Source organism: Methanomassiliicoccales archaeon, assembly GCA_029907465.1.
Taxonomy (GTDB): Archaea; Thermoplasmatota; Thermoplasmata; order Methanomassiliicoccales; family JACIVX01; genus JACIVX01.
Genome location: JARYLV010000021.1, coordinates 1 through 25,130, shown reverse-complemented (window position 1 = coordinate 25,130; position 25,130 = coordinate 1). Strand labels below are relative to the sequence as shown.

Here is a 25,130-nt window from a genome sequence, read left to right as displayed (position 1 = left end):
CCCCCCCCCACGATATCAGATTGCATGACCTGAGCGCGCGCCTTATCTATTGAACCTTCAGAATTCATTTGTGCCAGTTGCATCAAAAGACCCTCACAAGCTCGCTCACTAGTGCACTTGCAACAAGACTCGAGTAGAGTTATTGATAAAGTCGATATTGTCACCCGAGATTAATTCGGATAACCTTTTGACCTCACATACCATCAGAAAATAATGGTCGGGAGGAAAAATGGGTAACACAAATTTCTTTGGAAAAAGGGTCATTTTTCCCATTTGCGAGTAGAGTGGCACACCTTGTATTTCAGCACCTTTTTGTTCTTCAAAAATGTCATTTATGGTAATTGCTATTTTGCTAAAATAGTCGAATTACCATCCCAATTCAAAGATAACAATAATTGATGCTGGAGCGATGTATTGCCATCTCGATTGTTGATGGCTACGAATTATTTATTTAATAAGAAAGCAGGACTTTCAGGTTCAAACAGATACTCACTTCACTTTAGACTATTGTATAATTTTGTTAGATTGAATTTTTTGCATCTCCCCTTAGTCACCATTCCTAAGATTTATGATTATTCTAGCGACATTACTTTTCGTTAGACTTTTTTTCCAAAATATGAATAAAAAAGACCGGATCTCACATTTGACCAAGCGATGGAAATTGCAATTTCTAAAATGCAGCCAGACATTTTAATAAAATAATCTAGGTATCCAATGATTTGGGATATCCTTGGCTCAGACTAGCACTATCAAGGAATCTTTTTGAGGGTTCGGTTCTCGCGAACAATAATCGAGCGAGGCGGATCTAATTTTATAATTGCTCATGGTTTCCAGCAAAGCGGCGAGTTAATTGATTGAGTTCAGTTTTCTCTAGCTGGTTCGCTATTTATATTTACGACCAAAACTGTATTTTTCTATCAAAACTGTAACAGGGGGTGTCCCACGAGAAGATCTGCAGTAACAATTACGGCAGCTACCCTTGTAGTTGGGATAATTCTGATTTTTAGCCTTTTTCTACAATCGGCGAATAATGAGGAGACGATCACACCTCAAGATGAGCCTACAATCCCTGCGCGAGGATATTTCATGGGCATCCTTCCGACCCCGAGGTCAGGGCAGTCTTTTGCTGATGCATATGCAGAGGCGGCCGAATATGTAGACTTCGTCCCAGTGTGGGGTAAACCATCACCCTTCTACGCAATGCCGTCTGATCTATCTGGCTCATGGGGGGAGACTTTTATTGACGGATACATCCGCGGGAACGGCATGTTCCCGCTCATCCAGTTTTCCTTTTTCGGATCCGGAGTGTCGCTTGTAACGCCACCTGGAATGAATAATGCATCACTTTCTGATTCTGAATGGCGTTCGACTTACAAAAATGCCGTACTCGATACAGTTCGTGCGGTCAAGCCACTCTACGTTTCGGTAGGCAACGAAGTCAACAGGTGGTTCGAAAAATACGGTGCTGAACCAGGGGATCCGAATGGCTTCCAGCACTTCGTCACGCTCTATGATGAGATTTATGACGCAGTTAAGGAGTTATCGAACAAGATACAAGTCTTCTGCGTATTTGCGCGTGAGGTAGTCTCTGAGCACCGCGAAGCAAACCTCAGCGTCCTCAGCATGTTCAACTTGAGCAAACTCGATCTCCTCGCCTTCACGAGCTATCCTTATGCCGTGCAAGGCATAAACAGGCCCGCAGACATACCAGATGACTACTACTCGCGTGCACTGGTATATATGCCAGGGAAAAAATTAGCATTTACAGAACTCGGCTGGTCTGCGCACGAAGCATTTGGGGGAGAACAAGGTCAAGCGGATTTCTTAAGGGATGTCGCGGGGAGATTGACGACGGAACAGGGCGTTGAACTGCACATGCTCGCATGGGCCTGGCTGCACGACCTCGATGCAAATGATACCATCGGCCTCATCTCATTTTACGGAGCGGAGAGACTCGCATTTTCCGTTTGGAAAGAGTTGTCAGGAAACGTGTGAGGATCCCGTCTAAAATTGAAAAGTCAACGAGCATTTTCTCTGAAGATCTGGAGTGGACGCTAGGTTTACTTTTTTTCTTTTTATTACTCGACCTTCCCACGGCTTTACCACGGATGTGTCATGAGAAGATCCTAAGAATCACTACGAACTCTGATCGCATGACACTTGGAGAAACCCTCCAGTTTTGCCTATCAAGTCTAAATCAAAGAATAGGCATCATGGGCTGGATAGAAACGAGAAACGGGCTCCATGCCTGGATGCGATTTATCATAATCATTCCGAATGAAGTAGGCTATAGAATTTCTCGAGACCACTTTCCAGATATCTTTTGTTCTGCTTCGATATGATCTCGACAGGAACCTGGTAGATATATCAGTGAATTATGAAAAGAAAGTAGCATATCCGTTGTACAATATACGCCTGCATTGAGGTCGTTCAGATGAAGAAGGAAATCGGTGCAAAGAACTGCCTATATCCAATGCCAACGGTTCTCGTTGGTGCGCTGGTCAACGGAAGACCAAATTATGTCACGATCGCCCACGTCGGCATCGCGGATTTCAATTCAGTCACGATAAGCATGAATAAGAAGCACTACACGAATGCTGGCATTAAGGAGAACAAGTGTTTCAGCATCAATATACCGACAGAGGACATGGTAAAGGTCACTGACTACTGCGGGATCGTATCGGGGAAGGACGAAGACAAGTCTTCACTCTTCAGGGCATTTTACGGCAAGCTCGGGAAGGCCCCGATGATCGAGGAATGCCCCCTCTGCATGGAATGCGAACTTATCTCAACCGTTGATTTCCCCAACCACGATCTCTTCGTTGGGAAAGTCGTCGGGACCTATTGCGATGAGGGTGTCATGACAGAGACGACCGTCAACTTCTCGAAGCTACGGCCAATCCTCTTCTCGATGACAGATCGGTCTTACTACCGATTGGGCGACAGGCTTGGAAAACCCTGGAGCATTGGTAAGGAATTCAAGAAGGGCACAGATCGCTGAGCAAAAGTCATAAGGGACAAGAGATCAGAGGACACGCGATAGGATGTAACAAGTTGTTCATGACACAGTGGAATATCTACAGTGGCTTGCAGGCTTTGAACAAGAAAGATAGGGGGATATTAAATGGGTTTCAAAATGAAAAAAGGAGAGAGCCCACCGCAGTAGCAATTGGAGGCATCCGTGCATAGACCACATGTACCATCTTCCGCGATTTTCCTATCCTCTCCTTACGTTATCCTCAGCTCATTGAAGAAATCACTCACGTCAATCGTTGGGGCACCCCTCTCATCACAGATTTTCTGTTTTGCTGGGGGGAGTGTCCTATAAAATGGAATGCGCTCAGTTATGCGGTCCTGGAAAGTGGGTAGAAGCTCATTCCGGTAGAAGATACCAATCGGGATCCTATTACCCCACTCCTGGCTCTTCCTCATGGCCTCGACCTTCTTCTCGAAGTCCTCGTCCAGATTCCGTACATTGGGGTTATAGCCCGTCTCTTCCAGCCTGTAAATCCTCGGCACGGGCTTCCCAGTCTCAGGGTCGATGCGATCCATTCCTGCATACCAGTCCTTTGTGTTGATGTCGTTGTATGTGGGACATGGCTGTAGGATATCTACAAGTGCCAACCCCTTGTGTCTGATCGCTTCCTTGATGATCTCCTTCAGATGCTTTGTATCGAAAGCGTAGCCCCTCGCGACAAATGTGTATCCCGAAGACACGGCGAGCATGACGGGGTTTATCGCCTCGTTGATATTGGGTCTCGGGATTGCCTTTACCTTCAAGCCCAGTCTCAGGGTCGGAGAGGCTTGCCCTTTAGTGAGGCCATATACGCCGTTATTATGGATAAGGTAAGTCATATCCACATTCCTTCTTCCTGCGTTCACCAAATGCCCCACACCTATCCCCAGGCCGTCACCGTCTCCCCCTATCGCGATGACTTCGAGATCAGGATTGGCGACTTTCACCCCCTGGGCAAAGGGCAGCGTTCTGCCGTGGAGTGTGTGTACGCCGTTGGCCTTCACGAAATGCGGCACCTTTCCAGAACAACCTATCCCAGAGACAAGCACGATCTGATGCGGTTCCAGACCGAGCTCAGCCAACGCCGCTTGAAGTGCTGCCAGAATGGCATGGTTACCGCAACCTGGACACCAATCGACGAAAACATCGCTCTTGAAATCTGACCATTTAAGAACCATAAGTCAACACCTGCCTTTCTGGAGCCCGCCCAGTAAGGGCGTCTTTCAAAGCGTTGTAGACTTCCGTCGAAGTCATCGGCCGCCCGTTATACTTGAGGATGCGGAAATCGACTGATATCCCCGTCTGCTCTCTCAAAATCCCCGCAAGCTGACCCGAGAAATTCATCTCGATGTCGATAACCTTCCTCGCTGTTTCGAGCCTCTTCGCGACGTATTCCCGTGGGAAAGGTTCGATCATTCTGATCTGTAGAAAACCTATTCGAAAGCCTTCAGACAACAACTCCTCCATGGCTTCTAGAATGGCACCTTTCGGCGACCCCCAGCTGACGATGATGTTCTCCGCACTCTGATCGCCGAAGGAGTTGATTTTTTCCTCGACTGGTACCTCCCTTGCGATAGTCTCTAACTTCCTCATTCGTTTCTCCATCATCAGTGTCCTATTGGTCGCCTCTTCGCTGATATGACCTTTCTCATTATGTTCATCACCAGTATACCAGCTGATCACGTTCTTTGCGCCGACAAAAGCTCTAGGCGATACACCTGACTCTGTGAAGGCAAAGCGTTTATATTCGTCCTTCTCCACGCCCGCCTCGTCTAGTATGTCTCCCCGTTTAATCAAGACCTTTTCAACATCAAAGAATGGGAATGTCTGCGAGCTGTTTGCGAGTGCCTTGTCTATCAAGTGGATCACTGGGAGCTGGAATTGCTCAGCGTAATTAAATGCGGTGACCGCGTCATAGAAACATTCTTTTATGTCACCTGAGGCGAGTACGATGCGGGGGAACTCGCCGTGTCCAGCGTGAATGGCAAACCTCAGATCGTCCTGACCATGTCTCGTCGGTAGGCCTGTGGATGGCGCACCACGCTGGTAATAGGTTATGACTACTGGAACCTCGTTGTTACCTGCCCATGAAAGACCTTCCGTCATCAAAGAAAACCCAGGACCAGAGGTCGACGTGGCAGCTCTTGCACCGGTGAGAGCCGCACCCGATGCCATCGTGATCGCCGCAATCTCATCTTCGGTCTGAAGAACAACGACACCAGCCTCTTCACTGGAGCTCCTAGTCTTGAGGATCTCATGGGCCTCTATATACTCGCTTTCATCTGCAGCTGGCGTTATGGGGTAGTATGTCTGGATTCTACATCCTCCCAACACCTTACCAATGGCAACTGCCTGATTTCCCGAGAGAAAAATCCTCTTCTCAGAAACGTTGAGTCTCGGGAGATGATAATTGATACCTGCTGGTAGATTATTCCTAGCATATTCGTACGCAAGATTAAGGGCGAGCAAGTTCATCTTAACAATCTTCGGTTTTTCCGAGAATACTTCCCTCAAGGCCCTTTCCACTAGTTCCAACTCATATCCTAATAAACCGAATGAGATGCCTATCGCGAGTACGTTAACAATCCTAGAGACCTTCGCTATTCTGTCTTCGCCGAGTTTTTTTCCGATTTCTTGCATTAACTCGGAGTAGGGGACTGTGAGGACGTGAACACCTCTCTCCCTTGCGCGCGCGAGCAGATCACCTAAGTTATCGCTTATTTTCTCTTTTTCCAGATATTTCCGAAACTCTGTTTTGAATTCGAGCGGTAGCGAAGGTATATCGAAGATCTTAGTGTCCACCTGGCCCTTATCGATTATCACTACGCCACCTGCAACGACCTCTTGGATGTGCCTGACCACAGTCTCAGCGTCGAAGGCCGCTAGGAAATCTACGTCGTTCACGTTCGCCGAGACCTCTCCTGGAGAGATACGGAGATGAAAATAACTGTGCATTCCTTTTATGTTAGAGTGGTATTCTCGTCTCCCGTATACATGTAATCCTCCATTGCCGCACGCTCTCCCGAAGATATTGGCCGCGACGTCGATACCGCTCCCCTGCGGGCCCCCTACCATCCAATTAAATCCCTTATCTAGCAAGTCTTCAACCCCTTGAAGGCCAGATCTATCCGCCAGTTGCCTTATCGCATCCGATACAACAATCGCATCCCTCTGTTTCTCCACAGTAAGGACATGCACAGGCGCACTCATCGATCGGGAGGCCGCAGCTAACGCATAGTGGTTCAAAACTCTCGAAGTCCATATCAACCCTGTTTTACTACGGACCAAGCGAGATTTTAATCTTTGCGATGGGTGAGGTCTCTTATCAAAACAAGAAAGGGCAGCGGAGGATGTCAAATCCTGATCACCGTTGTCACTTCAAAATTAGAGTATATACCTAGCGATACGATCGGCCCCGAGGAGGTAGGACGATTGGAGACAAAAGGGAAGTGAACGCAGTGTTCCAAATGAAAAACACGTCCCAGCTTACCCCCTGGCGACGAATGACAAATCCCTCAGCTTCCTCGTCATTCCCCAATAAGTAGAATTGAAGTCGTTTCCACCGCTGCTGGTATGCTGAAGATGAAACAAGCAAATTTGAAAAGAAATAAATCATCGATGCTCCGTAGTAAGGGCAAGGCGAACAATGTGAACATTGTTAAGGTACCTGGTGAAAACACGAAGCACAAGGTCATCGTCTACGCGCTGAGCACCTGTGTGTGGTGCAAGCATGTGAAGAATTTTTTGAAACAGCACAAAGTCGAATACGAGTACGTCGACGTTGACCTTTGCGGTAAAGAGGATAGAGAGAAAATAAAGAAGGAGATCTCAAAGAAGGGTGGGAGCTTTTCTTTTCCGACGATAATCGTCGATGACAAGGTCTTGATTGAGGGTTTCCGTGAAGATAAGCTCAAGGATGTATTGGGATTATGATAACACTAAAAGAAGTCCGGCGTAGGGCTGAAGCTGACGCAAAGTCGAGCGGTTGCTATCTGAATCCAGACTCAGAGTTCCTAGAGAGCTTGCTTGAGGGGCTGAGAAGGAATGAGGAGCGCTACGGCTATCCTTCGTGCCCCTGTCGTTTAGCTTCTGGGGATTTCGAACTTGATAGGGACATAATATGCCCTTGCGATTACCGTGACGCGGATGTGGTGGATTTTGGGACATGTTACTGCGGGTTGTATGTGAGTAAGGACGTGCACGAAGGAAGACAACCGTTTAAGCCCATCCCCGAGCGGAGACCACCAGAAAAACAATTGCTTGCCTTCGAATCTGGGGGAGAGCCCACCGAGGGACCGAAAGACCGTCGTGAAGGACAAATTGATCAAAAAGAAAATGTAGAGAGGGTAGCCCAGGTAAGAAGGACACTGTGGTACTGTAAACAATGTGGCTATGTGGCATACAGGGAAGATCCTCCTCACGTCTGCCCGATCTGTAAGGCAAAAAAGGAAATGTTTGAGAAAATGGGACTTTTCCGATCTTTTTTCGCTGAACTGGAGTCTTCAAATATCAATGCAAACTTTGAACGCGAAAGATGAGACAATTGAATAATCGGAGTCAAAGTTTTCCCGTTATTCTATTGATTTTCTTTGAACTCGACTCTCTGCAATTCTCAATCGAGCCGTTGTTCAGTACAACCAAAAAAATGTTCGGGGGCAAAATGAAAAAAGAGATGCTTTTCGAATAGATTAGTTTCTTCAGTTATTCTCGAGCGGTCTAAAAAGAGGCACGGAGAATTTTCCGCAAGAGTTCGACACATTCCAACATCCCCCTCGATAACAAGTAAGATGATAAATAATCCCTTTTCAGCGGTTCTTATTTTTCCTGGTTTTTATGTGAAACTCTGAGAGAAGAATTGAGCCGTAATTTAACTAAGGATTCTTGCGATGAAAGGTGCTGAAACGCCTAATAAATCAGGTAAACTTTATTATCATGAATCCTGAGATATATCAGTTGAAGGGACGGTATCGTCTTGAAAAAGATTTACGCGATTCCCATCGTCGTAATCATTGTCGCCACTTTGGTCGGCGCCTATCTCTTTCTTTCTTTTGCAAAACCGATGGTTATCTACGAGGGCTTTGAGACAGCGCGGGAAGATTGGTCCGCTGATGCAGATGTCCCATTGGACCCGAATAACCCAGGAAATCCGGTGAGGTGGGAAGTCGAACGTGTGGCAAACTTAGCGCATGCGGGTAATTACTCACTGAAGTTGTTTATTGATGGAAAGATGGACGACGGGACAATATGGATCGAGAGAAAAATAGATTCGGGGAAAGGCGGGCGAATTGCTGTCGACCTCTCCTTCTGGCTCTGGAGCGAGGAGGAGAGCTTCAACACTATTGCAGCCGTATGCGCCTACATCGGGACAAGTAACCCCGAAGCTGAAGGAGATTTCGTTGTTCTCGGGGCGGCCAATGAGGTTGCAGGGTGGAAGGATTACTCGTACAGGCTCGAATTTGACTCGGGGTCTTCCGGAGAGTTCTGGGTAGCCGTTGGGATATCAGTCCGATGGGAGACAGAAATGACGTACTTTATAGATGATATTCAAATAGAAGTGAGGTAATGGGTGCGCAGTGTAATCTAGAAGAAGACCTGAATTTGACTTTATGTGTCAATTGCGCCCGCTCGGCTCCTCTCCAGAAGAATATATCAACATTAAAATTTGATCGTCTCCAGAACTTTCAAGATATATGGCAGACGACGGATCGGTATAGATATTCCCAATTATCTTAAGCTCGCGATAGACGACCTGGTTGCCGGTTTGATAGGAATGGCGCTCCCGCAAGTTCTTTTAATGAAATAAAACTGGCCTAAAAGGCAACCGATGGTGAATTTGTTGTGTTTGTCGTTTTAGGAATATCAGCAACATCGGTGACCTAGTCCTGCGGGAGCGGTGGCGCCTCCTCCCCGCGGTCTTCATCAGTGATATGATTGGAACGGCGTTCTCGATGATCTATCATTTCCTCATTCACGACTTAAGTTTCTATGCATTTCGTTATCGTTGGCATAATGGCATTTTCTAATGCAACCTGAAAAGCACTATTAGCAGTGTTCCCAATGTACGCAGGAGATATACATCAATTTTGGATAATCCAGCGTTCAAAAAGCCTCCATATATCTTAATCCCGGTCTCGATGAATATTTATATTGAATGTTACCAAAGGGTAAACGATGGTTATCGTCGGGGCGTGCGGAAGGGCTTGCGAGAAATGTCCTTTTTATGGGGATGACTGCGAGGGTTGCTTTGAAGAGATGAAGAATTCTTCCCGATATCACTGTAAGGTGTACGATTGCGTGATCTCGAGGAGATTGGAGACCTGCCTTGAATGCGGCGAAGTTGATGTCTGCACGCTTGTGCGTGAGCACCAGGCACTTTGCCCACTAATAGTCCTCAAGGCGACGCGGCGTCGATACAGTCGCGAGACGGGAGCATGGAGTTTAGCGCACTGATTTTTGTGGTAGTACTATATTCTAAAGAAGTGCATAACCGATAAAGGGAGAAATAATGGCGTAAAATCCCTTCTAAATTTTTTGATGGGCTTGCCGTAAATATTCCAGATTCAAATCTCCGCCCGTGCTGTCGTGGTTTGGAAATTGTCGATTTCATTGCGGTGTTTCTCGATAGAAAAGATCTGTAGATGTGGATGGCAAAGCACTTTCGGTCCACTCTCCCCTCTTTCTATTTAACCCCCGGAGGAGTGGGTATTAATGAGTCATGGAAATCGCAACACAGTCCATCTACATTCAGGAAGGGGCGTTCAACGTCCTCATCGCACCAGAGGAAATAGCGCTGAGGATCTTCAACGACCATCTAGAGCTTCAGAACTACCTCATACTCTATATCTGTGGGAACTATTCGACGCTCCTCAGTAGGCTCAGCCGAAAGTTTACAGAATTCGATGTCCGGAGAGCGTTCACAGCCTTTCAGTTATTGAGAATTCTCAAGGAACACCACCACTCTTTTATCTTTATAGAATACGACCCGACGCTATTCTCAGAGCACGAGGAACTCATCGAGCACATCCCCCTCCTTTTGAGAGAGATCTCTTCTGCTACGACCGTTCTCCTATACTCACCAAGAATCGACCAATTTCTTCGGATCGTTTCTGAAAAGGCCCATCGGGTTTTTTTCGTGAGCGAATTCGAGCGTCAAGTAGCGAAGAAGAGAGTCGCAGCACCGATTCAATCTACACTGGAGGAATTTTGATGGGAAGGAGTACCGAGAGTATACGGATGGAAGTGAAGAAAATCGCCAAACGCTGGGAGAAGGCGGGGAGAGCCCTGAAAGATGATGAGAAAAAGTACGCAGAGCGGCTTGCTGAGATGATGGAGAGACATTCGAGTGAGGTCTTCTATGGATTCGATGACCCACTCGAGGCTTCCCTCTTTGCATTATTCATCGAACTGATGAGGATGATGGAGAAAAACGATGTGGGTTTTTGATTCATCGTATGGTCGATCTGTTGAACTCTGGATCAAGGATGGGGGGACTCGAAAAATCTGCGAGGGATACTCCCCTCCTTTCTTCGTTCACTTCAAGGACAAGCATTCAGCATTGGACCTAATTGAAGGTCTCGCATCAAGATATAAAGTTGAAGAGTGCCGTTTCAAAACAATTTACGGGGTGCTAGAAGGATATGCGATACATGCCCCGATGACAGTTGCTGAGCTAATCGAGAAGCAGACGAAGTACGACGCAGAACTTTTCAATGTCGATGTGAGGAGAGACCACCGGTTTCTTGCTGAGAGAAATCTTTCGATGTGCACATCTGCTAAAGAATCGAAGTATTCGCTAGATTTCGATGTTCCGCTGGAAATATTGACGATGCGCGTCGAGGGGGACATCCAGACATCTGAGATACGCTCGATCAAATTACAAGGTGATGGGAAGACTGTTATCTCAGGAAATGAGAAAAGGGTTCTCTCGGACCTCTCCTCATTACTCCAGACCATCGACCCCGACGTCATCCTCCTTCCCAATGCAGACATATGGATCCCGCGCATCTTGGAAAAGAGTAGATTATACAGGATCCAAATGCCGATCAGTAGGAGTGGACGATATCGAACGATTTCTCCGAAATCGTACTGGAGTTATGGCAAGGTGAACTACAGGGGCGGTTCCGTCATCCCAGAGGGCAGAATTCTGATCGACACGGAGAACAGTTTCACCTACGCGGAGAGCGGGCTCTACGGCGTCATCACGGCAGCGCGGTTGACGGGGTTATCGCCGAATCTCACATCAAGATTTACACCTGGAACATTGATCTCATCATACGAAGTCTACGAGGCGGTGAAACGTGGCATAGCGGTCCCCTTTAGAAAAAGCGATGCTGAGCACCTGCGGCACTTTAGAGAGTTGAAAGCGATGGACAAGGGCGGGATGATCTTTCAGCCCGAACCTGGCCTCTATGAAAAGGTATACCAACTTGACTTCACTTCCCTCTATCCCTTCATCATCGTCAGGTATAACCTCTCGCCAGAGAGCCTCAATAGTTCTCGCAGAGGATTTCTTCCAGAGGTCATTGAACCACTTCTCCAAATGAGGATAGCGACGAAAAGAGAGAAGAGGTCAAACCCTAAGTACGCGCAGTTAGACTCGATATTAAAATGGATGCTGGTCACGTGTTTCGGATACACGGGCTACAGGAATGCAAAATTCGGAAGCATCGAAGTACATGAAAGGATTACATCGACCGCAAGGGAGATACTGGTCAGGGTGAAGGAGATCGCCGAATCGATGGGTCTAGAAGTGCTGCACGGGATTGTGGATTGTCTCTGGATCAGAGGAGAAGGTGTCGAGGGATTTAAGGAGAGAGTGGAGCGGGAAATCGTCATACCAACGGAAATTGAGGAATATGACTGGATTGTCTTCCTTCCGATGGAGGACGGGAGCGGCGCTTATAATCGCTATTTCGGACGGCTGTCGAATGGTGAAATGAAGGTGAGGGGAGTAATGGCTAGAAGGGATGACACGCCGGTATATATAAAAAAGATGCAGGAGGAAATGTTCAAGCGGATGTCGGGGGCGAAGGATGCGAGGGCCCTATCGGAAATGAGCATGGAGCTCAAGGCGATTTATAACAATTATCTGAAATCGCTTCCACACGCCGATTTCGATGAGATAAAGATCAGGAGGAAAATAAGCAAACTCGATTATACGAAGCACTCTCTCGAAGCGTCTGCCGTTGAGGCGCTGTTAAAAAATCAAGTCCCTGTGAGACCGGGCATGGAGATCGAGTACGTTGTCGTTGATGCGAAAAAATGGCGTGTCGGTATTAGTTCTGAACGTACTCCTTTCGATGTTGAGTACTATGAAAAGTTGCTGGCCAAGGCGTGGAGGGAAATCGAATTCGCCCTCGTGTCTGAGTTTGATGAATCACCTGGTATTACTAAAACGGATATACGAGATAATCATTGTGAGAACATCAGACTCAGCGCATAAACGAGACAACAGCTCAAAAATCGTAACGTTTGATTCCTGAGCTCCTCGCAAGATTCAATTCTGTCGCGATTGAAATTATTGAAATACTTACGCTTCAATTCAATGACGATGCATTACGTCTCTGGCCTGATGCTCACTGACGAGGGGTTCATCGAAGGCCATATCGGTTTCGAGGACGGGAGAGTCGTCGAGGTCGGAAGGGGTGAGGCACGCTCGAGTCTTGCAAGAGGGGTCATCGTCCCTACAATGGTCAACGCTCACACCCATATCGCTGACTTTCTCGTGCCAGTAGATTTTTCACTTCCTCTCGAGCAAATCGTCGCTCCGCCCGACGGCCTGAAGCACCGGATGCTGAAAGAGATCCCAGGAGATCGATTGATAAAATCAATGAGACACCTCGCCCGCTATATGTTGAGGCGCGGAACTTCTCATTTTATCGATTTCCGGGAGGGGGGTGTGATTGGCGCACAATTATTATCAAAAATAAGGGACGGCACAGCAAAGCCCGTCATCTTCGGACGGCCGAGCGGTCTTGAATTTCTCAGGGAGGAGGTAGATGAAATACTGAAGGTAGCGGACGGGATCGGGGTTTCCGCGATCTCTGACTGGGACTATTCAGTGTTACATGACCTTGCGTCGTACGTGAGGAAGAAAAAGAAACGATTCGCGCTTCACGCGAGTGAGAGGATAAGAGAAGACATCGATAAAGTTCTCGATTTGAGGCCCTCCTTTATCGTCCACATGACCGTTGCTACTGATAGCGACCTTGAACTCTGTGCACAGGAGAATGTCCCGATTGTTGTTTGTCCGAGATCGAATCTGCTATTCGGCCGAATTCCGCCGTTAGACCGTATGATCCATAAGGGGGTCCGGATAGCCCTTGGTACAGATAACGCGATGTTCTCATTACCGGATATGTTTACCGAATTGGAATTCGCTGGAAGAATCCTGAGATACCAGGGCATCAAAGAAGTTGACGATGTCCTGACTATGGTGTTCAAGACAGGGCGAGAAATCCTCGGGTTGAAGGGATTATCTGGATTGGCCCCAGGTGATCTTTGCGATTTCATGGTCATTGAATCAAAGGGTGGAGATCCTGTCACCGACCTTGTCTTTAGAAGTAGTTCATCAGATCCGATTATGGTGTGCGTCGGAGAGAGAGTTCTGGGAACTAAGAGGATTAAAATAAAAGAGTCGAAGAGTCAATGAATTGAGAGCTCTGGGTTACGATAAGTGGGTCATTCGTTGCTGAATGGGTTGTGATTTTGGAGAAGGTGTAGGGATTACTGAAAGATTAATCTGGCCACCGGGTAACATTGGCATTTGGAGCGCATTGCGGATATCGGCACTTGACTAGCTGGGAGACGTCTCGGAAAGAGAAATTATCTTCAAAGGAAATCGACAGGAGTTGGCCATGGCGATTTTTTGTCCTCGGGGTTCGGTGGCCTTCCTGAGATAATATGGTCGAAGGCGCTTGGAAGGCCTGACTATTCTTCCTGACCCCATTCATTGAACAGCTTCGTGATCCCCTTCTTTGCGACCGACCAGACGGGGACCCCGCCAGTCAAAACCGCAACCTGGAGAGCCTCAATGATCTCTTCCTTCGTAGCACCGTAGTTCTTGGCAACCTTCGCTTGTGGATAAACGCAATCCTCACACATTCTGACGGCGACACAAGCGAGCGCGATCAGCCTCTTTGTCTTCCTGTCCAGTGCGCTGTCCTCCACCATGATCTTGTCCATGTCGCCGATCAGCACGGCGAGATCCGGGTTGTATTCTTTGATATGTTCGAGCGTCTCAGGTGTGTATCCACACATCTTTTTGCTGAGTTCTTTTACCGTTTTTTCAGCCTTGTCATCCTTCTGTTGTTTTTTCTGTTGCTTCTTCATAATTACCAATAATTGGAGGAGTCCTTATTTAAAAATTGAAGCTGCAAAAGGGAATTTCGATCTATGCTTCTTAAGGTCGCTCAAAAACTCATCGAGTAACGGCGTAAGTCTGGTGAGCACATAGCCTCGGAAAAAAATCTAATTCTTGAGCCATTAGACACGAGTCCGGAGAACCTGGAACAATTGAAAATTTTGTTAATTCAAACCCATAAACAGATTCGTTAAATTTTGTATTTGGATATGAGAAAACTGCTGACACCGGCTCACAAGCAATGAATTAGAACGAAATGTCGGCTATGGAACCGAAAGGTTTTAAATTAACTTGGAACAATAGCTATCGAGCCCAGATCGAGATTGATAGGGACAAACTGGAGAACAAAAACAAAAGAAAAATATTTGATCTGGCAATTTGAAACACCTTAGATTTCCAGTTGAGAAGGGTAAGAGACTGGAGAGGGACGACATGACTCTCTTTAAGAAGATACTGATTCCCACGGATGGAAGCGAGTATACAAAAGCTGCGATTGCCAAAGGCCTTGAACTGGCAAAACTGATGAATGCAGAGGTCACAGCAATGTACGTTGTCGACCAGACCTCCTTCATCAATTTTCCAATGGACTCGACCATGGTCAGTGTTTACTCGCTTCTTGAAAAAGAAGGTAAAGAAGCGGTCGAATATGTGAAAAAAGAAGGGGAAAAGATCGGCGTGAAGGTGGAGACTGTTGTTGAAGAAGGATCACCTGTCAGGAAGATCGTCGACGCGTCTAAGAATTTTGATCTCATTGTCATGGGTACATTGGGCCGCACTGGATTTTCGAAACTATTGCTTGGTAGCGTGGCGGAAAGGGTTGTCAGGTATGCGGACTGCCCTGTGATGGTTGTCAGGGCGACTAGGAGGGAATCACAATGACCCTGGTCGAAGAGATCATGACGCCCAATCCAATCGTCGCACAGATCCCAAGCAGTCGAAACGAGGTCCTTAAGATCATGGTCAAACATAACCTCACTGGCCTGCCAGTTATAAGAAGAAACGACGGGATCTTGGCAGGAATGATCACGAGACAGGACATTTTCGAAAAACCTGACGAAGAACAGCTCGCCCTTATCATGAACAGGGATCCCCCTACAATAGGCCCGAAAGACAACGTGAAGAAGGCCGCAGAACTGTTCATCACTAAACAGGTACGGCACCTACCGGTCGTTGATGGTGCCAAATTGATCGGCATTGTGACGCCGACTGACCTTTTAGGCGTCGTTGAGAAGATTGCGACGAATATTCCCGTCGAGAAGGTGATCAGATCACCGTGCGTTCCGATCTATCAGGATGCACCGCTTGCGGTCGCCCTCGTGACCTTTAAAGTGAGTAAAGCAAGTGCATTGCCGGTTCTCGACGATACTGGCAGGCTCGTCGGCATCCTCACAGATAGGGACATCTTCAACAAATCATACATTAATGGTTCCGTAGCCATGGCTGACCTCGGGATAGGGCAGGATGAAGATGAGTGGACGTGGGAAGGTCTCAGAAATGTGATGAAGCTCTGGTATGAGGTTTCGAAGATAGAGCTACCTGGGCTGCCTGTGAGGGAGATCATGGTACGGGAGCCCGTAACTGTCTTCAAGAAGACAAGTGTCGCCGAGGCAGCACGTATTATGAGAAAAAACGATTTTGGTCAACTGCCTGTAAGGGACTCGAAGGATAATTTACTCGCGATGATTTACGATTTCGATGTCATATCGGTACTATTGGGTGATCAATGATGGACGCAAGCGATATTCTTGCACTGTGTAAACGCAGAGGATTTATCTGGCCTGCATTCGAAATCTATGGTGGCGTTGCCGGGATGTACGACTACGGTCCACTCGGTATCGCGATGAAGAATAACATCATAGATATCTGGCGGAAGGCATACACATTGGGAGAGGGGTTCATCGAGATCGACGGTCCGACGATTGGCCCTGAGATCGTGTTCAAGGCATCCGGGCACGTAGACGCGTTCTCGGATTCAATCGTCTCCTGCAAACAGTGTAAGGAATCATTCCGGGCGGATCACTTGGCAAAGGGTTTGCACAGCAACCCAGACTCCCTTTCAAATGAAGAGCTTTCGAAGTTACTGACGGAGAATGAGGTCAAGTGTCCTGAATGCGGTGGCGAGCTCACAGATGTCGAGGACTTCAACCTCATGTTCAAGACCACGATAGGCCCTGGTGCGGGCAGGTTAGGATACTTAAGACCAGAAACTGCCCAGAACATCTTTGTCAATTATCTGCAGCTTTACAGGTACGCGAGGGAAAAGCTGCCGTTTGGTGCGATTCAGATTGGACGGGGCTACAGAAACGAGATTTCACCACGCCAGGGTGTCATCAGGCTGCGAGAGTTCAACATGATGGAAGCTGAGCTCTTTGTCGACCCAGAGAACAAAACGTGGCCTAGATTCGATAAGATTAAGAACGAAAAGATGAAGCTCGTACCGAACAACGGCGAGGAGATCGAAATTTCTGTTGGGGAAGCGGTTGAAAAGCATATGATCGGAAATGCGACCCTTGCTTATTTCATGTACTTCACTCAAGAATTCTTGAAGACAGTTGGTATCGACCCAGAACGCCTGCGGTTCAGACAACACTTGCAGACGGAAATGGCTCATTATGCGTCGGATTGCTGGGACGCAGAAGTCCTGTTGTCATATGGGTGGACAGAGGTCGTTGGCATCGCTGACCGTGGATGCTGGGACCTCTCCAGACACATCGAGTTCTCGAATGCTGATCTCACCGCTTTCAAGAAATATGACGAGCCGGTTGAGATTGAAAAAGAGGTCATCAAACCGAAGTACGAGCTCTTAGGTCCCAAGTTCAAGGGGAAATCCGCGAAAATCGGGAAGGCGCTGGAAGAGACCGATCCCTCCAAGATTAAGGATGGGAAGATCGCGATTGATGTGGACGGCGAGACGATAACGATAGGGAGCGAGTTCTTTGAGGTTATCAGGGTAAAGGAAAAAGTTACTGGCAAAAAAATCGTGCCACACGTGATCGAGCCTTCCCATGGACTGGACAGGATATTCTATGCGTGCCTGGAACATGCATACACGCAGAAGAGTGACGGATATGTTGTGCTGAGGCTCAAACCCGCTATCGCACCGATCAAGGTCGGGGTATTCCCGCTCATGGCAAAGGACGGCCTCGATGTAAAGGCTGCGGAGATCGATGAACGGATACGGATGAGTGGCATCACCTCGTATTACGATGATTCTGGTTCGATTGGTAGGAGATACGCTAGAATGGACGAGATCGGCACTCCTTGGTGCATAACGGTTGACTACCAGACATTGAAAGACGGTACGGTGACGATCAGGGACAGGGACACGACGAAACAGGTCAGGATCCATGAGGAAAAGATTGTCCAAACGATAAACTCGCTGCTTTGCGGGACGCCGTTCAGTGCATTGGAACAGTGATCACTCGGTAAGCAATTGAGATTCAATTGATGAAACTCTCGGCACATATTAGAAATAATGCTATCGGCGGATGGAAACAATACTAATATGTTTAGATGGATATGTACAAGAGGTGAGAATTTTTGAGGGGAGAAAATCTTGAATCAGTGAAAGTGAGAGAGCAGATTAGGTCAGTGCTCGATCTGACGAAAGCAGGAGACATCATGAAGACTGAGTTTGAAGTCGTTGACCCTGAGACAACGATTTCCAATATCGTCTCAAAGATGAGAGCACTCGACCTTCATGAGATACCAGTTGTTGAGGATAATGGTAAATTCGTCGGGATTGTGAGTTACGCCTCGCTCATTAAGCGAAAGAATCTGCCGACTACGACCAAAGCGAAATCACTCGTTGAAATCCCTCCGAAAATTACGTCGAGTACCGTTCTCACCGACCTTGCTGAGAAGATCGTTTCAACGAGTTACCGACAGATGCCAGTCATTAGGGGAAAGAAGATTTCTGGCATAGTCTCAAGAGAGGATATTGTGAGGGTCGTCCCGAAGGTCAAGGAACTCGCATCGATGCCTGTGTCGGAGATCATGACGACAGACGTGCGGTCAGTCCGGGAAAAAGACCCGATCAGGGTTGCGGTTGATCTGATGTCAAAGCTTGAGATCAGGGCACTGCCAGTAGTCGATGAGAGCGGGAAATTGACCGGTATCATCGGGATAAAGGAGATCATCAATTACAACTGGCAGGAGAGGAAAAGGGAGACTGTAGGTGAACTCGTAGGGAGTAGCGAACCCATTGAGATCGAAGTCGGTTCCCTAGCTGTTGATCATCCATTGACTGTGACGCCACAAACGCACTTGCAAGAGGCGATCAGGATCATGATCGACAACAAGATCTCAACGCTTCCAATCGTCGAGGATGATAAATTGAAGGGAATCGTCACAACATACGATATCGTTGAATTGGTCGCATCGTTCAAGGCGAGGGACATGGTCTATGTGCAGATCACTGGCTTAGAAGAGGAAGATCGCTTGTCCCTTGATGTGATGGATGAGGAGATCGAGAGAGAACTGAAAAAGATCGCGAAGATATCGAAGCCACTCCTCTTCACCCTACACGTTTCAAAGTACAGCGAAACTGGTAATGTGGCGAAATACAGTCTCAACGGTCGTCTGATCACCGAGGAGAAAGTATTCGTGGCGAAGGCGACCGAATGGAACCTCATGAAAGCAACAATATCGTTGATGCATACGCTCTCAGAGATGGTCAAGAGCACAAAAGACGAGATGATCGACCAGAGGAAGAAGGCACGAATCTCTTCATGACGACGCGTGAGCAATCTTTTTTAGCACACCTACCTTATTTCCCTTTCCTATGAGCCAATACGACCCTGTACCGACGGAAAGAAAGTGGCAGCAGAAATGGAAGGAATGGGGGATCTATCGATTTGATTTCTCATCTTCCAAACCAGTGTATAGCATCGACAACCCGCCTCGGTATACATCCGGAGCCCTTCATCTCGGTCATGCAACTGGCTATTCCCTCATTGACTTTGCAGCACGGTACAGAAGGATGAGGGGTTACAACGTTTTCTTCCCCCTCTGCTTCGATGTCAACGGCACGCCAACTGAAGTCAAGGTGGAGAGAGAATACGGGATCACGAAGCTATCAGTCCCGAGGCAAGAGTATATCAGGCTCTGCAAGGAGTATGCCGAGAGCTTCATCGATGAGATGACGCGACAATTCGAGATCCTAGGCACATGCATGGATCCCAGTATTTATTATCAGACGGACGCACCGTACTATAGGAGGATCACCCAGATCTCGTTTTTACGGATGCTGAAAAAAGGACTCGTTTACAAGGGGACATTTCCAGTCAACTGGTGTCCCCGTTGCATCACGGCCCTTGCAGACGCAGAAGTCGAGTATGAACAGAATGTGACCAATCTCAATTTCATCAAGTTCAGAATCAAGGGCACGGACGATTATGCGGTTATCGCGACGACGAGACCTGAACTCATTTGCACCTGCCAGATCGTCGCAGTTCACCCCGATGATGAGAAACATAAGACGCTCATTGGAAAGACCCTGTTAACGCCTCTCTACGAAAAAGAGGTAACTGTGATTGCGGACAATAAGGTCGATCCTGGCTTCGGTTCTGGCGTCGTCATGATCTGCACGATCGGCGACAAGGATGACCTCGAATGGGTGATGAAATATAACCTCCCGCTAGAAAAGGGAATTGATGAGCAGGGTAAAATGACGGAGATCGCGGGGCCATATGCTGGTCTCAAAGTAAAAGAGGCAAGGAAGCGCATCCTCGAAGATCTCAAGAACGCTGGATTGCTCGTTAAACAGATTGAGATCGAACAGAACGTCGGTACCTGCTGGCGTTGCCATGAACCAATTGAATTCTTGCAAATTCCTCAATGGTTCCTGAAAACGCTCGACTTTAAAGACGAAGTTCTTGCAAAAGCGGATGAGATCCGGTGGTTCCCCGAGTTCATGAAGATCAGGCTGAGGGACTGGGTCATGTCCCTTGAATGGGACTGGGTCATTTCCAGGCAACGCTATTTTGCAACACCAATCCCAGTTTGGGAATGCATGAACTGCGGTGAAATCGTCCCGGCCCGCGAGGAGGACTGCTACGTTGATCCGACTGTTGATCCACCGCCAGTTGAAAGCTGTCCGAAATGCGGTGGGCCGCTCAAGGGATGCGAAGATGTCTTCGACACGTGGATGGACTCGAGCATTTCACCCCTCTACAATACATTCTGGCTGAGGGACGAAGAAAGATTCAAGAAACTGTACCCAATGTCCCTCCGCCCGCAATCACATGACATTATCAGGACATGGGCGTTTTACACGATCCTCAGGGAATACCTGCTCGTCGGAGAGAGGCCGTGGAATGACATAATGATCCACGGGTTCATCATGGCTGCGGATGGCACGCCGATGCACGCATCGAAGGGCAATGTTATCGATCCAATGCCGATCCTCGAAAAGAATGGTGCGGATGCACTGCGGTATTACGCGTGTACATGCTCTCTTGGCGAGGACAACGCGTTTAGGGAGAAGGACGTCGTCCACGGTGGCAGGCTGTGCACGAAGCTCTGGAACATCGGCAAATTCGTTGGTAGTGTGATCAAGGAAAAACCGAAGCCATGTGAGTTAAGTGCGGTCGACAAATGGATTCTTTCGAAGTACAGCCGTGTGGTCAAGTTAGCGACGGAGTATTGCGAGAATTACTCTTTTGACAAAGCGATGCGGGAGATCGAGCAGTTTGCATGGCATGAATTCGCCGATCATTACATTGAGATGGTCAAGTACAGGGCCTGGAAGGAGGATGATGAGGGCGCGAAATACACACTCTACACGGTCTGCCTCGGCATCATGAAAATGTTCGCACCGTTCTTACCACACGTAACTGAAGAGGTGTACCAGACGACTTTCCGTCAATTTGAAGGGGACATAAGCATCCACGTCTCGATGTGGCCCGAGCCGGTCCTCATTGATGAGGCGAGCGAGGAAAAAGGTGAATTCGCGAAAGAGATCATCAGTGCCATCAGGTCTTGGAAAGCAGAGAAGGGGATTCCGCTTAACGAAACTCTACGCCTTGTCGAAATTATTGGTGAAAAAACGAAGAGTCTCGAGGGTTGCGAGAGAGATATTATGGAGACTGTGAGAGCGGCAGAATTCAAAGTTGAGAGGGAAGCGAAGGTCGAAGAGATCATTGTTGGTCTCAGGCCAATAAAATCAAAGATCGGGCCACGATTTAAGGAGAGGGCGAAAGAGGTTTCTTCGATCGTCAGCCAGTTAAGCACAGAAGAGATCGCCAAAGGAATTGAAAGCGGTCGTCTCGAAATCACGTTGGCAGATGGGACGCCAGTGACTCTCGAGAAGGACATGTTTGAAATCGAGAAGAAACTCATGTTGCAAGGCGTCGAGGTCGAGACGATTCAGGTGGGAGAGGTACTCGTCGCCATTAGAAGGTGAGGAAATACTCAGGCTTCACGTGGGATGGGTTCTGGTGCCGGACTCTTCCCCTTGATCTTCATTCTTTCGAGCGTCTTGATTACGTTAAATGCGACATCCTTGTGAACTTCGAAGACCGTCTCATCTTCCCCAATGTCAACGACGCCGATGAGAATCTCGTTGATCCTTGCGTTTGAAACAATAATATTAACGAGATCGTTGACGAGAAGTCCGTCGCTTCTGCCGATTTTGATCTTGACCTTGACCATACCGTAGATGTCCTGATATTCATCAAAATCCCAAATTTTCTTGACGACGTCTCTGCGGCCCGTCTCTGGCACCTCAGCTTTTTCGATTTTCGTTTTTCCAAATTGCTGGATGTCTTCCAGAATGCCCTTCTCTTCGGCACTCACAAATGTGATCGCTTTGCCGACTTTCCCGGCCCGTCCAGTTCTTCCAATCCGATGGACGTACCACTCTGGGCTTTCCGGGATGTCATAATTGACGACGAGACTGACGTCCTCGATATCAAGACCTCTCGCCGCGACATCGGTCGCAATGAGAATTTTTACAACACCCTTTCTGAAATCCCTGATCACTTTTTCCCTCTTCGACTGTGGGAGATCGCCGTGGATCGCTTCAACTGGGTATCCATATGATTTCAGTCTTCCGCAGAGGACATCGACCATTTTCTTTGTCTGGCAGAAGATAATCGCCTTTGGCTTTTCTTTATCGAGCACACGACAGAGAGCCCAGATCTTGTTCCGCCTCCCGACGCTGAAATAGATTTGCTGGGTTGAGGGGAGGACGAGTTCTTCCTCGCTGACTATGATCGTCTCAGGCTGTCGCATGATCTCCACCGCAAGTCTCCTGATCTCATCCGGGATCGTTGCGGAGAAAAGAGAGGTATGTCTCTCCCTTGGAAGGCGACTGATAATGAACTTGATGTCATCAATGAAACCCATATCGAGCATCCGATCAGCTTCGTCGAGAACCGCGAATTTGATGTTCTGGCAGTCCAGTGATCCTCTCTTGAGGTGATCGATAATTCTACCAGGCGTCCCGATAACGACATCTACTCCCCTTTCGAGTTCCCTCAACTGGAGAGAGATCGACTGGCCGCCGTAAACGGGCAATGATCTGGTTTTAAGGTACTGCCCAAGTTTTGCCATTTCTTCAGAGACCTGAATTGCCAGTTCCCTTGTTGGCACGAGAACAAGGGCAAAAGGCCCCCTTACCGACTGGCCTAGATCCTTCTTCACTTCATTGATATGTTGCAAAATTGGAATTGCAAATGCTGCCGTCTTGCCCGTCCCCGTCTGCGCCTGGACAATCGCATCTCGCTTCTTCATCAAGATTGGGATTGCAGCAGTTTGAACAGGCGTTGGTTCAACAAAACCCATCTTACTTATCGCTTTCAATATTCTGTCGTCGATACCAAGTGTTTCAAAACTATTGACCATTTTATTCACTCTATTAGCTGCCAATGATATCCAACATCTTGTATTAACATTTCGATGGTTATTTGGTAGACTTGCTGGCTTTGACCGCAAAACAAAGTTTATATTTTGCCATTACGTTCAGTGAATCCGGATAGGAGCGGGCGTAGTGTAGCTGGTTATCACTTAAGCTTGCCAAGCTTAAAACTCGGGTTCGAATCCCGACGCCCGCACTTCTGAGATCACATCTATACATCAACCTGGGTGATTCTCAGCCTCTTGTTTCATTGTGTTTGACGCAGGGGTCACTTAGACATTTCCATTAATCGGTTTAATAAGCAGAAGTTGCTGTCAAAAAATGCAATTACGAGAATTCATGGTACCCTCCCGCAAACAAGAAATATGATCAATATCCTCTCCGACAGCTATCATGCACCATTGAAAGATGTGACTATGTCAGATTTTATTGTTCAATCGATAGGATTGTCCCGCCACTTCGGAAACGTCATCGCTGTTGATTCGCTGGATCTTGCGGTTGAAGAGGGAAGAATCTTCGGCCTTTTAGGACCGAATGGAGCTGGAAAGACAACAACGATTAAAATATTGACGACACTCCTAGCTCCGACCTCGGGTAGAGGTGTCATAGCAGGATTTGATGTTGTAAAGGAGCCACGAAAAGTCAGAAAGGTTATTGGCTATGTCCCCCAGATGCTTTCCGCCGATGCGAATCTCACTGGTTACGAGAATCTTCTCATTTTCGCTAAGATATATGAAGTACCGAGAAAGGAGTTGAAGGAGAGAATAGAGCAGGCTATTGCTTCAATGGGTCTATCTGATTTTGCGCACAAACTTGTGCGCACTTATTCAGGTGGGATGATCCGGCGATTAGAAATCGCGCAATCGGCGATTCACCACCCCCGCGTACTTTTCCTAGACGAGCCAACGGTCGGCCTCGATCCTCTGGCCCGGCGAACCGTCTGGGAGATGATCAGAAGGTTGCGTGATGAATATAATACAACGATATTTCTCACCACGCACATGATGGACGAGGCTGATGCTCTCTGCGACGAAATCGGGATCATGCATAAGGGAAAACTCGTTGCAGTTGGAAGTCCTTCAGAGTTGAAAAGAATCACGAGCGCAGAAACCCTCGATGAAGTTTTTATTCATTATACAGGAAGTTCAATCGAATCGGGAGGCAGTTTCCTTGAAGTTCAGAGGAAAAGACAGACGGCCCGTCGCCTTGGCTAAATCTAATGACAATGAGATCGATGGAAAAAAGAGAATTCTCGCGACACTCATCAGCTTCATCGCGAAGATAGGGGTTATAACGGAGCTCGAAGCACGTAAACTGCGGCACGATCCTACCGAGCTCATCACCCGCGCAATTCAACCCGTCCTCTGGCTCCTGGTCTTCGGGATAGTTATCACGCAGGCGCGGGCTATACCAACTGGCAACCTACCGTACATCGATTTCCTGACACCAGGTGTCCTGGCTCAGAGCGTGCTCTTCGTCTCGATTTTTTACGGGATATCGATTATATGGGAACGGGATCTGGGCATTGTCCAGAAATTCCTTGCTACGCCAACCCCCCGCACGGCCCTTGTCGCTGGAAAGGCATTGTCGGCTGGAATCCGCAGTCTGGTGGAGGCCTCCATTATTTATTTGCTCGCTTTGTTTCTCGGCGTCGCTGTGATTCTAAACCCCCTCTCCATTATCTGCGTCGTATTCGTGATCATCATTGGTGCGGCACTTTTCTCGACACTATCATTGATCATCGCATGTCTGGTGAAAACAAGAGAAAGATTCATGGGCATAGGCCAGATGATCACGATGCCGCTGTTCTTCACAAGCAATGCTATATATCCTATCGCTCTAATGCCCGACTGGCTTAAAATCATTGCACACGGGAATCCTCTCACGTATAT

22 protein-coding genes and 1 tRNA gene are annotated in these 25,130 nt (G+C 47.7%); 19 read left to right on the top strand and 4 right to left on the bottom strand.

All coding sequences use genetic code 11. The annotated features are described in order from the left end of the window. The first annotated feature begins 1,086 nt into the window (after positions 1–1,086). Together QHH00_07370 and QHH00_07365 are read left to right on the top strand one after the other, a co-directional pair. On the top strand, positions 1,087–1,995 hold the full coding sequence (locus QHH00_07370) for a glycosyl hydrolase 53 family protein (protein MDH7509198.1): 909 nt from the start codon (positions 1,087–1,089) through the stop codon (positions 1,993–1,995). A gap of 439 nt (positions 1,996–2,434) precedes the next feature. Further along, positions 2,435–3,001, top strand: a complete 567-nt coding sequence (locus QHH00_07365) for a flavin reductase family protein (GenBank protein MDH7509197.1) — start codon at positions 2,435–2,437, stop codon at positions 2,999–3,001. A gap of 227 nt (positions 3,002–3,228) precedes the next feature. On the opposite strand, the gene QHH00_07360 is transcribed toward QHH00_07365, so the two are convergent. After that, positions 3,229–4,194: a 2-oxoacid:ferredoxin oxidoreductase subunit beta gene (locus QHH00_07360; GenBank protein MDH7509196.1), complete on the bottom strand. Its 966-nt coding sequence runs from the start codon at positions 4,192–4,194 to the stop codon at positions 3,229–3,231. Continuing rightward, positions 4,184–6,304: a 2-oxoacid:ferredoxin oxidoreductase subunit alpha gene (locus QHH00_07355; protein MDH7509195.1), complete on the bottom strand. Its 2,121-nt coding sequence runs from the start codon at positions 6,302–6,304 to the stop codon at positions 4,184–4,186. Before QHH00_07355 ends, QHH00_07360 begins: the two co-directional genes overlap by 11 nt. Positions 6,305–6,328: 24 nt before the next feature. On the opposite strand from QHH00_07355, the gene QHH00_07350 reads away from it, so the two are divergent. The 9 genes from QHH00_07350 to QHH00_07310 all read left to right on the top strand — a co-directional run bounded on the left by QHH00_07350 (position 6,329) and on the right by QHH00_07310 (position 13,667). Beyond that, positions 6,329–6,469 carry a hypothetical protein gene (locus tag QHH00_07350; GenBank protein MDH7509194.1) on the top strand — a complete coding sequence of 47 codons (141 nt, stop codon included), beginning with the start codon at positions 6,329–6,331 and terminating at the stop codon, positions 6,467–6,469. Between the two features lie 165 nt (positions 6,470–6,634). Continuing rightward, entirely contained in the window at positions 6,635–6,949 is a 315-nt protein-coding gene (locus QHH00_07345) for a glutaredoxin family protein (GenBank protein MDH7509193.1), read from the top strand. After that, the gene (locus QHH00_07340) at positions 6,946–7,554 is read left to right on the top strand and encodes a ferredoxin-thioredoxin reductase catalytic domain-containing protein (GenBank protein MDH7509192.1); all 609 of its coding nucleotides are present in this window, start codon (positions 6,946–6,948) and stop codon (positions 7,552–7,554) included. Before QHH00_07345 ends, QHH00_07340 begins: the two co-directional genes overlap by 4 nt. 434 nt (positions 7,555–7,988) lie before the next feature. Then, positions 7,989–8,579 (top strand): hypothetical protein, encoded by a 591-nt coding sequence (locus QHH00_07335; GenBank protein MDH7509191.1) that lies wholly within the window; start codon positions 7,989–7,991, stop codon positions 8,577–8,579. A gap of 608 nt (positions 8,580–9,187) precedes the next feature. Further along, positions 9,188–9,466 carry a DUF3795 domain-containing protein gene (locus QHH00_07330; protein MDH7509190.1) on the top strand — a complete coding sequence of 93 codons (279 nt, stop codon included), beginning with the start codon at positions 9,188–9,190 and terminating at the stop codon, positions 9,464–9,466. A 265-nt stretch (positions 9,467–9,731) separates the two neighbouring features. After that, positions 9,732–10,223, top strand: coding sequence for a hypothetical protein (locus QHH00_07325; protein MDH7509189.1), 492 nt, complete (start codon positions 9,732–9,734; stop codon positions 10,221–10,223). Then, positions 10,223–10,459 carry a hypothetical protein gene (locus tag QHH00_07320; protein ID MDH7509188.1) on the top strand — a complete coding sequence of 79 codons (237 nt, stop codon included), beginning with the start codon at positions 10,223–10,225 and terminating at the stop codon, positions 10,457–10,459. The genes QHH00_07325 and QHH00_07320 overlap by 1 nt, the downstream gene beginning before the upstream one ends. After that, positions 10,446–12,458 (top strand): type B DNA-directed DNA polymerase, encoded by a 2,013-nt coding sequence (locus QHH00_07315; GenBank protein ID MDH7509187.1) that lies wholly within the window; start codon positions 10,446–10,448, stop codon positions 12,456–12,458. Before QHH00_07320 ends, QHH00_07315 begins: the two co-directional genes overlap by 14 nt. Positions 12,459–12,566: 108 nt before the next feature. Beyond that, positions 12,567–13,667, top strand: coding sequence for an amidohydrolase family protein (locus QHH00_07310; protein ID MDH7509186.1), 1,101 nt, complete (start codon positions 12,567–12,569; stop codon positions 13,665–13,667). A 278-nt stretch (positions 13,668–13,945) separates the two neighbouring features. On the opposite strand, the gene QHH00_07305 is transcribed toward QHH00_07310, so the two are convergent. Further along, positions 13,946–14,347 (bottom strand): carboxymuconolactone decarboxylase family protein, encoded by a 402-nt coding sequence (locus QHH00_07305; GenBank protein ID MDH7509185.1) that lies wholly within the window; start codon positions 14,345–14,347, stop codon positions 13,946–13,948. A gap of 409 nt (positions 14,348–14,756) precedes the next feature. Here QHH00_07305 and QHH00_07300 point away from each other — a divergent pair, with 409 nt between their 5' ends. The 5 genes from QHH00_07300 (at position 14,757) to QHH00_07280 (ending at position 21,783) form a co-directional block, all read left to right on the top strand. Beyond that, positions 14,757–15,257, top strand: a complete 501-nt coding sequence (locus tag QHH00_07300; GenBank protein MDH7509184.1) for a universal stress protein — start codon at positions 14,757–14,759, stop codon at positions 15,255–15,257. Further along, the gene (locus QHH00_07295; GenBank protein MDH7509183.1) at positions 15,254–16,105 is read left to right on the top strand and encodes a CBS domain-containing protein; all 852 of its coding nucleotides are present in this window, start codon (positions 15,254–15,256) and stop codon (positions 16,103–16,105) included. Before QHH00_07300 ends, QHH00_07295 begins: the two co-directional genes overlap by 4 nt. Further along, positions 16,105–17,796: a glycine--tRNA ligase gene (gene glyS / locus QHH00_07290; protein ID MDH7509182.1), complete on the top strand. Its 1,692-nt coding sequence runs from the start codon at positions 16,105–16,107 to the stop codon at positions 17,794–17,796. The genes QHH00_07295 and glyS overlap by 1 nt, the downstream gene beginning before the upstream one ends. 122 nt (positions 17,797–17,918) lie before the next feature. Next, positions 17,919–19,112 carry a CBS domain-containing protein gene (locus QHH00_07285; protein ID MDH7509181.1) on the top strand — a complete coding sequence of 398 codons (1,194 nt, stop codon included), beginning with the start codon at positions 17,919–17,921 and terminating at the stop codon, positions 19,110–19,112. Positions 19,113–19,161: 49 nt separating this feature from the next. Then, positions 19,162–21,783 carry a valine--tRNA ligase gene (locus QHH00_07280; GenBank protein MDH7509180.1) on the top strand — a complete coding sequence of 874 codons (2,622 nt, stop codon included), beginning with the start codon at positions 19,162–19,164 and terminating at the stop codon, positions 21,781–21,783. An 8-nt stretch (positions 21,784–21,791) separates the two neighbouring features. Here QHH00_07280 and QHH00_07275 read toward each other — a convergent pair whose 3' ends face one another. Continuing rightward, complete coding sequence (locus QHH00_07275) at positions 21,792–23,225, bottom strand: DEAD/DEAH box helicase (protein ID MDH7509179.1); 1,434 nt, start codon at positions 23,223–23,225, stop codon at positions 21,792–21,794. Between the two features lie 136 nt (positions 23,226–23,361). Here QHH00_07275 and QHH00_07270 point away from each other — a divergent pair. From QHH00_07270 to QHH00_07260, 3 genes are all read left to right on the top strand, one after another. Next, a tRNA-Gly gene (locus QHH00_07270) sits at positions 23,362–23,434 on the top strand. A 220-nt stretch (positions 23,435–23,654) separates the two neighbouring features. Beyond that, positions 23,655–24,452, top strand: a complete 798-nt coding sequence (locus QHH00_07265; protein ID MDH7509178.1) for an ATP-binding cassette domain-containing protein — start codon at positions 23,655–23,657, stop codon at positions 24,450–24,452. After that, positions 24,409–25,130, top strand: a 722-nt coding sequence (locus tag QHH00_07260; protein MDH7509177.1) for an ABC transporter permease, incomplete at its 3' end; no start/stop codon positions are given. The genes QHH00_07265 and QHH00_07260, both read left to right, overlap by 44 nt.

What these genes read in the sequence shown, in the direction of transcription:
- QHH00_07370 (MDH7509198.1), top strand. Translation starts at nt 1,087, where the DNA reads ATGGGCATCCTTCCGACCCCGAGGTCAGGGCAGTCTTTTGCTGATGCA.
- QHH00_07365 (MDH7509197.1), top strand. Translation starts at nt 2,435, where the DNA reads ATGAAGAAGGAAATCGGTGCAAAGAACTGCCTATATCCAATGCCAACG.
- QHH00_07360 (MDH7509196.1), bottom strand. Translation starts at nt 4,194, where the DNA reads ATGGTTCTTAAATGGTCAGATTTCAAGAGCGATGTTTTCGTCGATTGG.
- QHH00_07345 (MDH7509193.1), top strand. Translation starts at nt 6,635, where the DNA reads ATGCTCCGTAGTAAGGGCAAGGCGAACAATGTGAACATTGTTAAGGTA.
- QHH00_07340 (MDH7509192.1), top strand. Translation starts at nt 6,946, where the DNA reads ATGATAACACTAAAAGAAGTCCGGCGTAGGGCTGAAGCTGACGCAAAG.
- QHH00_07330 (MDH7509190.1), top strand. Translation starts at nt 9,188, where the DNA reads ATGGTTATCGTCGGGGCGTGCGGAAGGGCTTGCGAGAAATGTCCTTTT.
- QHH00_07325 (MDH7509189.1), top strand. Translation starts at nt 9,732, where the DNA reads ATGGAAATCGCAACACAGTCCATCTACATTCAGGAAGGGGCGTTCAAC.
- QHH00_07320 (MDH7509188.1), top strand. Translation starts at nt 10,223, where the DNA reads ATGGGAAGGAGTACCGAGAGTATACGGATGGAAGTGAAGAAAATCGCC.
- QHH00_07315 (MDH7509187.1), top strand. Translation starts at nt 10,446, where the DNA reads ATGTGGGTTTTTGATTCATCGTATGGTCGATCTGTTGAACTCTGGATC.
- QHH00_07310 (MDH7509186.1), top strand. Translation starts at nt 12,567, where the DNA reads ATGCATTACGTCTCTGGCCTGATGCTCACTGACGAGGGGTTCATCGAA.
- QHH00_07305 (MDH7509185.1), bottom strand. Translation starts at nt 14,347, where the DNA reads ATGAAGAAGCAACAGAAAAAACAACAGAAGGATGACAAGGCTGAAAAA.
- QHH00_07295 (MDH7509183.1), top strand. Translation starts at nt 15,254, where the DNA reads ATGACCCTGGTCGAAGAGATCATGACGCCCAATCCAATCGTCGCACAG.
- glyS (MDH7509182.1), top strand. Translation starts at nt 16,105, where the DNA reads ATGGACGCAAGCGATATTCTTGCACTGTGTAAACGCAGAGGATTTATC.
- QHH00_07280 (MDH7509180.1), top strand. Translation starts at nt 19,162, where the DNA reads ATGAGCCAATACGACCCTGTACCGACGGAAAGAAAGTGGCAGCAGAAA.
- QHH00_07275 (MDH7509179.1), bottom strand. Translation starts at nt 23,225, where the DNA reads ATGGTCAATAGTTTTGAAACACTTGGTATCGACGACAGAATATTGAAA.
- QHH00_07265 (MDH7509178.1), top strand. Translation starts at nt 23,655, where the DNA reads ATGTCAGATTTTATTGTTCAATCGATAGGATTGTCCCGCCACTTCGGA.